Raw genomic sequence first — 11909 nt, forward strand, 5'->3', positions numbered from 1 at the left:
GTTGCATGAGAACCGTTGCATGAGAGCCGTTGCAGGAGCGTCGCGGCCAGCCGGACAACCGGGCCCGAGCGAAGGCAGCGAGTCCAGCCCGAGGCTCCTGCCTCATCGAGCACTGCCGCGAGGCAAGGCCCGGCGACTCAGGATGCAAGGGTTACATGACAATCATATTGCACTGCGCCCCGAGGGGCGGCAAGTTTCGGTCAGCGCCGCGAGCGAAGCAGGGGCGCGGCTAGCGCCACAGCAACAGCACGATGCCCAGCCCCGCGCCGACCAGCACCATCATCGGTTGCGTCTCGGCCCAGGCGATCAGCGGTTGCCAGCCGAAGGCCACGGCGATCAGCAGTCCACCTGCGCGCAAGCGCCAGCCGGTGCTGGACGCATGATTGACACGATCGCGCAGCGTGGCGAGTGCCTCGGTCTGACGCTGTCGAGCGCGGTGTTCATCATCGATGCGCTGCATGGCCTGGAAGGCCATCACCGGCAGCTGCGGCAGCTGATGTGACAGCTCCGGAGCCTGCTTGACCATCTCGGCCCAGAACGCCTTGGGGCCGGCGCGCTCCTTCATCCAGCGCTCCAGATAGGGGCGGGCGGTGGCCCACAGGTCGAGATCCGGATACAGCTGACGGCCGAGCCCCTCGATGTTGAGCAGCGTCTTCTGCAGCAGGACCAGCTGCGGCTGGACTTCCATGTTGAAGCGGCGCGCGGTCTGGAACAGGCCCAGCAGCACCTGGCCGAAGCTGATGTCCTTGAGCGGCTTCTCGAGAATCGGCTCGCAGACGGCTCGGATGGCCGCGGCGAACTCGTTGGCGCGCGTGCCCTCCCCGACCCAGCCGGACTCGATGTGCAGCGCCGCGACCTCGTAGTAATCCTGACGGAAGAAGGCCAGCAGATTGCGCGCCAGATAGTCCTGGTCCTCGCGGGTCAGGCTGCCGACGATACCGCAGTCGATGGCGATGAACTGCGGGTCATGGGCGTTCTCTCGCGAGACGAAGATGTTGCCGGGGTGCATGTCGGCGTGGAAGAAGTTGTCGCGGAACACCTGGGTGAAGAAGATCTCCACGCCGCGCTCGGCCAGCTTCTTCAAGTCGGTGCCCTGGGCTTCCAGCTCGTCGATGTCGGCGACCGGGATGCCGCGGATGCGCTCCTGCACCATTACCCGGCGCCGCGTCAGCGGCCAGTGGATGGTCGGCACGTAGAGCAGGGGCGAATCGAGGAAGTTGCGCTTGAGCTGGGAGGTGTTGGCGGCCTCCTTGTGCATGTCCAGCTCGTCGAACAGCGTGGCCTCGTAATCGGAGACCACTTCCACGGGGCGCAGACGCCGTGCTTCCGGCGAGAGCTTCATCAGCAGACGCGCGAGCAGATACAGCAGGCCGATATCCTTGCGCATCACCTCTTCGATGCGCGGGCGGATCACCTTGACCACCACGTCGGAACCATCGTGCAGGCGTGCCGCATGGACCTGGGCGATGGAGGCCGAGGCCAGCGGTTGCGCCTCGAATTCGGCGAAGGCTTCCTCGACCGGCATGCCCAGCTCCTGCTCGACCAGTTCGCGCGCCACCTCGTTCTCGAAGGGCGGCACCTGGTCCTGCAGGCGCTTGAGCTCATCGGCGACGTCCGGTGGCAGCAGGTCACGACGAGTCGAGAGCATCTGGCCGAACTTGATGAAGATCGGGCCCAGCGCTTCGAGTGCCAGCCGCAGGCGCTCACCACGCGAGCGCTTGCCGACAGGCAGCAGGCGCAGCGGTGAGAGCTTGACCAGCGGCCGCAGCAGCGCAGGTACGCGAGACAGCGGGATCAGATCATCCAGTCGATAGCGGGCGATGACCCACAGGATGCTCAGCAGGCGATAGAGTCTCACGACGGCTGGCACTCCCGATCAGCGGACCGTGGCGTGGTGACGGCCTCCAGATGGCGTCGCAGGCGCGCCAGGCGTGCCTCGGTGCGATCCAGGCACTGGGTCAGCTCGGTCAGCTCGTCCCGCGCGACCTGCAGCTGGGCATGGCCGGGCAGCCAGCGTGCTTCCTCGGTCAGATACTCGCGCAGATCCAGCTCCAGCTCACGACGGCTGGTCAGCCCGAAGCGACCGAGGCTGCGCAGGCCGGTGGCCAGACTATGACCGGGGGTCTCGCCGAACCATTCGCTCAAGGCCCCTTCCCAGTCGAGATCGAGATCCATCACCAGGTCCCGTGCGCTTTCCAGCAGGTGCAGACGGCCACGCACGGCCAGGCGGCCCTCGAACATCAAGCGCTCGATGGGCTCACCGGACAGCAGTGCCGCGGCAGTTTCCATGTCCAGCTCCACCACCACGTCGCCGTCGCTCTCGTTGGCCTCGGGCAGGCGCAGCAGATGCAGCCCCTGCAGGTCGAAGTGCACCAGCAGGTCGAAGGCGGGGCGCTCCAGGCGCAGCAGCAGGCGTCTGCCGGCAAGCGCATTCAGGCGCATGGCGGAGGCGGGGTCACGGGCGAGCAGGCGGTTGAGCGTGCGTTCCGCCGTCGCCACCAGCAGGGGGGTCAGCAATGCCATGACAGCCTCAAAGCTTGATACCACGGTGCAGCGCGACGATGCCACCGGTGAGATTGGTGAACTCGACACGCTCGAGACCTGCCTCTTCCATCATGCCGGCCAGGGTCTTCTGGTCGGGGTGCATGCGAATGGATTCGGCCAGATAGCGGTAGGAATCGGCGTCGCCGGCGACCATCTCGCCCATCTTCGGCAGCAGGCGGAAGCTGTACTGATCGTAGGCGGTGGAGAGCAGCGGATTGACCGGCTTGGAGAACTCCAGCACCAGCAGACGGCCTCCGGGCTTGAGGATGCGCTGCATGGAGCGCAGGGCCTTGGCCTGGTCGGTGACGTTGCGCAGCCCGAAGGCGATGGTGATGATGTCGAAGGTGTTGTCAGGGAAGGGCAGCGCCTCGGCATTGGCCTGCACATACTCGACATTGCCACCCACGCCGCGGTCGAGCAGCTTGTCACGCCCGACGTTGAGCATCGAGGCGTTGATGTCGGCGAGCACCACGCGACCCTTCGGGCCGACCAGACGCGAGAACTTCAGCGTCAGATCCCCGGTGCCACCGGCAATGTCCAGCACCGTCTGGCCCGGACGGGCACCGGCACGCTCCAGGGTAATGCGCTTCCACAGACGGTGGATGCCGAAGGACATCAGGTCATTCATCACGTCGTACTTGGCGGCGACACTGTGGAAGACATCCGCGACGCGGCCTGCCTTCTCGTCCACGGCAACTTCCTGATAACCGAAGTGAGTCGTACGCTTGTCCATGACTTCCCCTGTTGTGACGCCACCCATGGGGGACGTCAGCGCAATATGGTGAGCTTTCGCAGTGGCTCGATTGTAACCGCTGGCCAGCGGGCTGTCTTTTGACAAGACGTCGAGTCGGACATCTTGCCGCGCCCCATTGGCATCAGTGGCTTACAGCTGATTGAGCGGAATGCCCAGCGGCTCACGCGAGGCACCGGCCTCTTCCAGCTGGCGCAGGTAGTAGGCCCACATGGCATCGCGGCGGTTGGCCAGTTCCCACAGGTATTCCCAGGTGTAGAGGCCGCTGTCGTGGCCATCATCGAAATGCAGCTTCAGCGCGTAGCGACCGCTCTGGGTGATGTTGGCCAGACCGACATGGCGCATGCCGACCTGCAGCGTTTCCTGGCCGACACCGTGACCGCGCACTTCCGCGGAGGGGGACATCACGCGCAGGAATTCGGTGCTGAGGCGGAAGGTCTGGCCATCCGCATAGCCCAGTTCCAGTTCACGCTCCGACTTGTGGTAGTGCACGCGCGTCGGTACCGGGGCCTCGTCGGCGTCACGGGCGTGGCGCTCATTGAGGCGGTAGTCGCGCTGCTGGCTGCGGGGTTCGTCCTGCTCGGCAGCGTGGTCTTCAGGAGTGTCGTGGCTCATCAGGGCATCCTCGTGTCAGCCCGCCGTCCAGCATGACACCACGCTGTAAGGCGACCGAAGGAACAGGGGCGTCGAGCGACATCTCGGGCGCGTCGACGTATCTATGTCGCATGATGCACTGACGCCCGAACCGGGCCAAGCCGGATCGGGCGTCAGTAGCATCTCTCAGGGTGGCGATTGCCGCCATGAGGGCTTCTCGCGGGTCAGGCGCTGACGCCAGACGTCAGAGAATGTAGCGCGACAGGTCTTCGTCACACGCCAGGTCGCCCAGGCGAGCATCGACATAGGCGGCATCGACCTTGAGCTCACCCGCCTGATCGGCACCTTCGTAGGAAATCTCTTCCAGCAGGCGTTCCATCACGGTATGCAGACGACGCGCGCCGATGTTCTCGGTGCCTTCGTTGACCTGATAGGCGATCTGGGCGATACGCTCGATGGCGTCATCCGCGAAGCTCAGCTCGACGCCTTCGGTGGCCAGCAGCGCCTTGTACTGACGGATCAACGCCGCGGACGGCTCGGTCAGGATGCGCTTGAAGTCGTCCGGGGTCAGGGCATTGAGCTCGACGCGGATCGGCAGACGGCCCTGCAGCTCCGGAATCATGTCCGAAGGCTTGGACAGGTGGAAGGCGCCGGAAGCGATGAACAGGATGTGGTCCGTCTTGACCATGCCGTGCTTGGTGGACACGGTGGAGCCCTCGATCAGCGGCAGCAGATCGCGCTGCACGCCTTCACGGGACACGTCGCCACCACTGCCGGACTCGCCACGCTTGGCGACCTTGTCGATCTCGTCGAGGAAGACGATACCGTTCTGTTCGACGGCCTCGATGGCACGGCTCTTGAGGTCTTCATCGCTGACCATTCTGGCCGCTTCTTCCTCGTGAACCAGCTTGAGGGCTTCCTTGACGCTGATGCGACGGCTTTCCTTCTGCTGCTTGCCCATGCTGGAGAACATGGACTGCAGCTGACTGGTCATCTCTTCCATCCCCGGCGGGGTGGCGAAATCCAGGCTCTGGCTGGCCGGGCTCAGCTCGATGTCGATTTCCTTGTCATCCAGCTGACCTTCGCGCAGCTTCTTGCGGAACATCTGACGCGTGCTGCTGTTGTTGGCCGCCGCATCATATTCCTCGCCACGGGCGCGCGGCAGCAGCGCATCGAGGATGCGATCCTCGGCGGCATCCTCGGCCTTGTCGCGCACTTCCTTCATGGCCTCTTCACGCACCAGCTTCATGGCGACCTCGACCAGGTCACGGATGATCGATTCCACGTCACGTCCGACGTAGCCGACCTCGGTGAACTTGGTCGCCTCGATCTTCAGGAAGGGCGCGCCGGCCAGCTTGGCCAGACGACGGGCGATCTCGGTCTTGCCGACACCGGTCGGGCCGATCATCAGGATGTTCTTCGGGGTGACTTCCGGGCGCAGATCATCGTTGAGCTGCATGCGACGCCAGCGATTGCGCATGGCCACGGCCACGGCACGCTTGGCTTCCGGCTGACCGACGATGTGCTGATCGAGGGCGTTGACGATTTCCTTCGGGGTCATCTGGGACATCTCAGGACAGCTCCTCGATGATGGCATTGTGGTTGGTGAAGACGCAGATGTCGGCCGCGATGGAGATGGACTTCTCGGTGATCTCGCGGGCGGACAGCTCGGTGTTCTCGATCAGGGCGCGGGCGGCAGCTTCGGCGAAGTTGCCGCCGGAGCCGATGGCCAGCACGCCGTGTTCGGGCTCGACCACGTCACCGTTGCCGGTGATGATCAGCGAGGCATGCTTGTCGGCCACCACCAGCATGGCTTCCAGCTTGCGCAGGGCGCGGTCGGAGCGCCACTCCTTGGCCAGTTCCACGGCGGATTTCACCAGCTGGCCCTGATACTTCTCGAGCTGCGCTTCGAAGCGTTCGAACAGGGTGAAGGCATCGGCGGTACCGCCAGCGAAGCCGGCCAGCACCTGATTGCGATACAGGCGACGCACCTTGGCGGCGTTGCCTTTCATGACAGTGTTGCCAAGGGATACCTGGCCGTCACCAGCCAGGGCGACCTGGCCGTTGCGACGCACGGAGACGATCGTGGTCATGGATAACTCCTGAGAGAGCATGCCGGCGATTGGAATAAGGTGAACGGGGCCGGGCATGGCATTTCGGGGCAGACGAGGCCAGGGCCTCGTCGCGTAAAACGGGTGGTGGTCGTCAGTCTGGCAATTGCCACTGCTTGCCGCGACGTGTCACTGCCACCGTGGCGGATCGCGGTCTGATATCTCACCGGAATGCTGTAAATGGGGGCGCTGATGCGGGTTTCAAGTCATCGGCGACTCAGCGTTGACGCCCGTTGTGCAGAGGGCTGGCGCCCTTTACGCAACGGGCCCGCTCAACATGTGAGCGGGCCCGTTGGCCTGTGGCGTCATGCCGAGGTCATTGCAGCTTGATCAGCAGAGGCTCGATGCCCTGGGTGTTCATCAGATCCTGTGCGCGGTTGAGCTCGCGGGTGTCCTTGTACGGGCCGACCTGCACCCGGTGCCAGACGGTACCGCCAGAAGCATTGACGTCACTGACCTTGGCCAGCAGGCCGAGATCCTTGAGCTTGCCGGCCAGTTTCCTGGCATCGGACATCTCGCGGAAGGAGGCCGCCTGCAGCATGTAGTTGGTCAGCGAAGCCTCGGACTTCTTGGTGCTCTCGGCGCTGCCCGGACGCGGAGTGGACTTGTACTCATCCACCTTGGGGGCGATCACCTCGGTTTCCGGCAACAGGGTGTAGAACTCGAAGGTCGGCATGCTGCCGCCGCTCTCTTCGGGAGTGTCCTTCTGCGATGCCTTGTCCTGCTGGCTACCCTGTTGTGCGGCCTGCTGACCATTCTGCTGAGTGTTGGCCTTGGGCACGATGGCAGCCACCGGCAGACGCGGCGCCTGTTGCTGGAAATACTGAGCCAGCACGAAGCCGGCGACCAGACCGACGATCCCCCACAGCCACCCCGGGAAGCCGCGGCTCTGACTGGCGGCGGGCTGCCGGCGGGGGCTGGCTCCCTGACGGGAAGCGGGCTTCTTGCTGGCGGGGCGGCGAGCAGCCATGGCTTACATCTCCTCGGGAGCGCTGACACCCAGCAGGGCCAGGCCGTTGCGGATGACCTGAGCGGTCGCCAGACCCAGCGCCAGGCGCGCGTTGCGGGTCGCGTCGTCCTCGACCATCACCTTCACCGCGTTGTAGCAGGTGTGGAAGTCAGAGGAGAGGTCCTGCAGATACTGAGCGACCTGCTGCGGTTCCCGCACCTTGGCGGCGTGGGTGACGACGTCCGGGAACTGGGCCATGCGATTCATCACGGCCTTTTCCTGATCGCTGGTCAGCAAGGACAGTTGCGCCATGGCCAGAGATTCATCGAAGGCCTTGTCTTCACGGCTGGCCTTGCGCAGCACGCTGTGCACGCGGGCGTGGGCATACTGGATGTAGTAGACCGGGTTGTCGTTGGACTGGGAGCGGGCCAGGTCGATGTCGAAGGTCAGCTGGGAGTCGGCACGTCGCGCCGCCAGGAAGTAGCGGGTCGCGTCGCGGCCGACTTCCTCGATCAGGTCACGCAGGGTCACGTAGCTGCCGGCACGCTTGGAGAGCTTCACTTCCTCACCGGAGCGCATCACGGTGACCATCTGGTGCAGCACGTAGTCCGGCCAGCCTTCCGGGATGCCGGCCTTGAGGGCCTGCAGGCCCGCACGCACGCGAGTCACGGTGGAGTGGTGGTCGGCACCCTGTTCATTGATGACCTGGGTGAAACCACGCTGCCATTTGTCCAGGTGGTAGGCGACGTCCGGCAGGAAGTAGGTGTAACCGCCGTCACGCTTGCGCATCACGCGGTCCTTGTCATCCCCGAAGTCGGTGGTGCGCAGCCACATGGCGCCATCGTCTTCGTAGGTATAGCCGTTGTCGACCAGGCGCTTGACGGTGTCTTCGACCTTGCCGTCACGGTAGAGCGAGGATTCGAGGAAGTAGACATCGAATTCGACGCCGAAGGCCTTGAGGTCCAGATCCTGTTCATGGCGCAGGTAGGCGACGGCGAAGACGCGGATGGCGTCGAGATCGTCAGGTTCCGCGGCGCCCGTGACCTGCTTGCCATCGGCTTCGACGGTATCGCCGGCCATGTAGGAGGCGGCCAGTTCGCGGATGTAGTCACCGCGATAGCCATCAGCCGGCCAGCTGGCGTCATCCGGGCCCAGGCCCTTGGCGCGTGCCTGAACGGAGAGCGCCAGATTGTTGATCTGGGCGCCGGCGTCGTTGTAGTAGAACTCGCGCGTGACGTCGTGGCCGGTGGCGGCCAGCAGGCGGCACAGCACGTCGCCGACCGCAGCGCCACGCCCGTGACCGACATGCAGCGGCCCGGTCGGATTGGCGGAGACGAACTCGACCTGGACCTTCTCACCGGCGCCCACGTCGCTGTGCCCGAAGCGGTCGCCTTCGCTGAAGACGCGGCGCACGATGTCGGCCACCGCCCCGGTCTCGGCGAAGAAGTTCAGGAAGCCGGGGCCGGCGATCTCGACCTTGGAGACCGCGTCGGAGGCCGGCAGGGCGGCGACCAGCTTCTCGGCCAGCTCACGCGGCTTCATGCCGGCAGCCTTGGACGTCATCATCGCCAGGTTGCTGGCGTAGTCGCCGTGGGTCTTGTCCTTGGTCGGGTCGACCTTGATCTGCGGGCTGGCGTCGGCGGGCAGGGTGCCGTCGGCCTTGAGGGAATCCAGGGCCTGGCCCAGCAGTTCGATGATCGTCTCTTTCATGGAATATCGGTCTCTTCACGGCTCAGGTCGCACCGCGTGCTCTGGAGCAGGCGGTTGCAGGCATCAGGCCTGCGGGCAATGGGGGAGTGCGGATGTCGCTGCACGATGGCGGGCATTATCACCGATCCTGCGGCTTGCATAAACCATCGTGATCAATCACGGCGCAATCCGTGTCCTGGCGGGATAGTGGTCAGTTCAGTATCGGGGCTGGCGACACCTGCCTGAGTCCCCCTGCCAGACTCAGGCCATGCCGATGGGATCGACATCCAGTGACCAGCGCAGGCGGCGCGCGTCACGATCCTGCTCGCAGAGCGTCACCAGCCAGGCGGCGGCTTCATGCAGCGGGCCGCGTTTCGCCGCGCGCAACAGCAATTGGGCGTGATAGCGATTCTGGCGGCGCTCCATCGGCGCCGGTACCGGGCCGAGGCAGTCCACCTTGAGGTCGGCGCTGTCGATGTGCTGACGCAGGGCGCTTCCTACCTTCAACAGCCACTGCTCGACCTGCTGCTGATCGGTGGCTTCGGCGCGCAGCAAGGCCAGATGACTGAACGGCGGCAACTGCGCGATGCGGCGCTCCTCCAACAGCTCGCCGGCCAGCTGTGGGTAGCCGGCCTGGATCAGTGTCAGCAGGTTGGGGTCTTCCGGATGGCGGGTCTGGATCAGCACCTCACCGGGGCGTTCGGCGCGTCCGGCACGCCCCGCGACCTGCACCAGCAGCTGGGCGGATTGCTCCAGCGCACGGAAGTCGGCGGCGTAGAGTCCGCTGTCGGCATTGACCACCACCACCAGCGTGACGTGGGGGAAGTGGTGGCCCTTGGCCAGCATCTGGGTGCCGACCAGCAGGCAGGGTTCGCCACGGCGGATCACTGCCAGCGCTTCACTCATGGCGTCCTTGCGCTGGGTGCTGTCGCGGTCGATGCGCAGCACCGGCACGTCTGGGAATTTCTCGCCGAGCAGCTCTTCGGTGCGCTCGGTGCCCGCGCCTTGCGGACGAACATCGCCGCTGCCGCAGGCCGGGCAGGCATCCGGCAGCGGGCGGGTGCGTTCGCAGTGATGGCAGGTCAGCTGCGGGGGATGGCGATGCAGGGTCATGCGTGCGTCGCAGTTGTCACATTCGGCGATCCAGCCGCAGGCATGGCAGGTCAGCGTCGGGGCGAAGCCGCGCCGATTGATGAATACCAGCACCTGATCGCCCTGGGCGAGGCGCTTCTCGATGGCGTCCAGACTCTGGGTGGAGAGTCCGCCCAGCGTCATGCGGCCGCGCAGGTCGATCGGGTGCAGGCGTGCCGGTTGGCTGCGCCCGGCACGCTGATGCAGATGCAGGTGAGTGAAGCGCCCTTCGCGGGCATGGCGCAGGCTTTCCAGAGACGGCGTGGCGCTGCCGAGCACTACCGGGATGCCTTCCTGCTTGCCACGTACCAGCGCCAGATCCCGGGCGTGATAGCGCAGGCCATCCTGTTGCTTGAAGGAGCCGTCGTGCTCCTCGTCGACGATGATCACCCCGAGCTTTGCCATCGGCGTGAAGATGGCGGAGCGCGTGCCGATCACGATGCGCGCGCGGCCGCTGCGTGCCGCCTCGAAGCCATCGAGGCGCTCGCCATCGCTGACGCCGGAATGCAGCATCACCTGGGGGACGCGGAAACGTCTGCGGAAGCGCTCCAGCGTCTGGGGCGTCAGGCCGATCTCGGGCACCAGCACCAGAGCCTGGCCGCCGCGATCCAGCACCGCCTCGATCAGTTGCAGGTAGACCTCGGTCTTGCCGGAGCCGGTCACGCCCTCCAGCAGCGTGGGGGAGAAGCGACTCAGGCCTTCATGCAGGCGCGAGAGCGCGCGGCCCTGCTCGTCATTGAGTGCCAGGCTGGGCTCGGCCAGCACGCCCTTGCTGGCCTGCTCCGGGGTGGCGCCGGTGACAGGCTCTTCACGTGATTCGATGAAGCCACGACCGCGCAGGGTTTCCAGCTGCTGGCGGGTGAAGCCCTGGGCGGTGATCGCGCTGTGTACCAGGCCATGACGGTGCTGAGCGAGCAGCTCGAGCAGTGCGATCTGGCGGGTCGCGCGGCCGAGGCTGGCCGGCACCGTGATACGCCCCTTGTCGGTGAGTGACCAGCGCTCACGGGTGCGTGCCTCGAGGGCACGTCCCTGGCGCAGCAGCGATGGCATCGCCTGCGCGAAGGTGTCGCCGAGTGAGTGCTGGTAATAGCGTGCGGTGAACTGACATATCCACAGCCAGTCGGCCGGCAATGGCGCTTCGTCGATCACCTCGCTGACGGGCTTGAGCTTCTCGATGGGAAAGGCTGAGTCGCTGCGCAGCTCCGCGATCACCCCGACCAGCTGGCGACGGCCGAACTCGACGCGCACGCGCAGACCGACCTGCCAGCCATGGCGAGGTGGCTGGCGTGCTGGCAGATAGTCAAACAGGTCGCGCAGGGGGCCGGGAATCGCGATGCCCAGTACACGTCCGGGCAGGTGAGTCGCAGTCTTGTCGCTGGTGTCAGGCACGCAAGGCATCCGAGGAAGAGAGAATGAGAAGACGAGAGGAAAACGCCACGCAGTCTACAGAGTGTTGCCGGCAATAAACGTCACAAAGTTTGGTCTTGTCGCAGATGGCTGGTAAAATGCGTCGCCTTCCGTCGGAGTCGGCGGAATGACCGGTTACATCCAAAACCCGTGTACGGTGCCTGGCAATCGATCAGGTGGCGGTGCACAGCGACCTGAGGTTACACACCATGAAACAGGGTATCCATCCGGACTACCAGCGCCAGACCGCAACCTGCTCCTGCGGCGCGCAGCACGAAATCGGTTCCACTTCCAAGCAGACCTTCGCGCTGGACGTGTGCTCCGAGTGCCACCCGTTCTACACCGGCAAGCAGAAGCAGGCTACCACCGGTGGCCGCGTCGAGCGCTTCAACAAGCGTTTCGGTGCTGCCATCAAGCGCTGATACCTTCAGCTGCTTGTCGCTTGCATGGCGCTGTGCATCGCGCAGCGCCATCAACGAAAAAACCCGCTTGCGAGCGGGTTTTTTTGTGTCTGTCATTCGATGCAGGTGAGGGGATTGGTGCCGAGCTGGCACTATTCCAGCGCCACCAACGCATCACCCCTCTACGCAGGAGGCATTTCCATTTCCGGCGCCGGATGCGCGCAGTCATTGCGCGGATTTTCATGAGATACGCGGGGCGAAACGCCACGCCGACCCGTCAGTGATAAGGAAAGGTTTATGACTGAGTGGGGCATCCATAACGTTAGACGAAT

At 64.9% G+C, this 11909-nt stretch carries 10 protein-coding genes; 1 reads left to right on the forward strand and 9 read right to left on the reverse strand.

Going from position 1 to position 11909, the window contains the following annotated elements; translation table 11 throughout:
- Window positions 1-229: 229 nt before the first annotated feature.
- From ubiB to PJK54_RS14525, 9 genes are all read right to left on the reverse strand, one after another.
- A complete protein-coding gene (ubiB, locus tag PJK54_RS14485) occupies window positions 230-1858 on the reverse strand; it encodes a ubiquinone biosynthesis regulatory protein kinase UbiB (RefSeq protein WP_077377903.1) in 1629 nt (542 codons plus the stop codon).
- Complete coding sequence (locus PJK54_RS14490; RefSeq protein ID WP_084207833.1) at window positions 1855-2523, reverse strand: ubiquinone biosynthesis accessory factor UbiJ; 669 nt, start codon at window positions 2521-2523, stop codon at window positions 1855-1857. Before PJK54_RS14490 ends, ubiB begins: the two co-directional genes overlap by 4 nt.
- Window positions 2524-2530: 7 nt before the next feature.
- Complete coding sequence (ubiE, locus tag PJK54_RS14495; protein ID WP_077377909.1) at window positions 2531-3277, reverse strand: bifunctional demethylmenaquinone methyltransferase/2-methoxy-6-polyprenyl-1,4-benzoquinol methylase UbiE; 747 nt, start codon at window positions 3275-3277, stop codon at window positions 2531-2533.
- Between the two features lie 150 nt (window positions 3278-3427).
- On the reverse strand, window positions 3428-3787 hold the full coding sequence (locus tag PJK54_RS14500; protein ID WP_240499733.1) for a gamma-butyrobetaine hydroxylase-like domain-containing protein: 360 nt from the start codon (window positions 3785-3787) through the stop codon (window positions 3428-3430).
- A gap of 346 nt (window positions 3788-4133) precedes the next feature.
- The gene (gene hslU, locus PJK54_RS14505) at window positions 4134-5459 is read right to left on the reverse strand and encodes an ATP-dependent protease ATPase subunit HslU (protein WP_077377915.1); all 1326 of its coding nucleotides are present in this window, start codon (window positions 5457-5459) and stop codon (window positions 4134-4136) included.
- Between the two features lies 1 nt (window position 5460).
- Window positions 5461-5982 carry an ATP-dependent protease subunit HslV gene (gene hslV / locus PJK54_RS14510; protein ID WP_077377918.1) on the reverse strand — a complete coding sequence of 174 codons (522 nt, stop codon included), beginning with the start codon at window positions 5980-5982 and terminating at the stop codon, window positions 5461-5463.
- Between the two features lie 334 nt (window positions 5983-6316).
- A complete protein-coding gene (locus PJK54_RS14515; protein WP_077377921.1) occupies window positions 6317-6970 on the reverse strand; it encodes an SPOR domain-containing protein in 654 nt (217 codons plus the stop codon).
- 3 nt (window positions 6971-6973) lie between these two features.
- Window positions 6974-8659, reverse strand: coding sequence for an arginine--tRNA ligase (gene argS / locus PJK54_RS14520; RefSeq protein ID WP_077377924.1), 1686 nt, complete (start codon window positions 8657-8659; stop codon window positions 6974-6976).
- 240 nt (window positions 8660-8899) lie between these two features.
- Complete coding sequence (locus tag PJK54_RS14525) at window positions 8900-11167, reverse strand: primosomal protein N' (RefSeq protein WP_442870686.1); 2268 nt, start codon at window positions 11165-11167, stop codon at window positions 8900-8902.
- 218 nt (window positions 11168-11385) lie between these two features.
- Here PJK54_RS14525 and rpmE point away from each other — a divergent pair, with 218 nt between their 5' ends.
- Window positions 11386-11598, forward strand: coding sequence for a 50S ribosomal protein L31 (gene rpmE / locus PJK54_RS14530; RefSeq protein WP_077377930.1), 213 nt, complete (start codon window positions 11386-11388; stop codon window positions 11596-11598).
- Window positions 11599-11909 lie beyond the last annotated feature (311 nt).

This window comes from Cobetia sp. MMG027, assembly GCF_027947415.1.
GTDB lineage: Bacteria > Pseudomonadota > Gammaproteobacteria > Pseudomonadales > Halomonadaceae > Cobetia > Cobetia marina.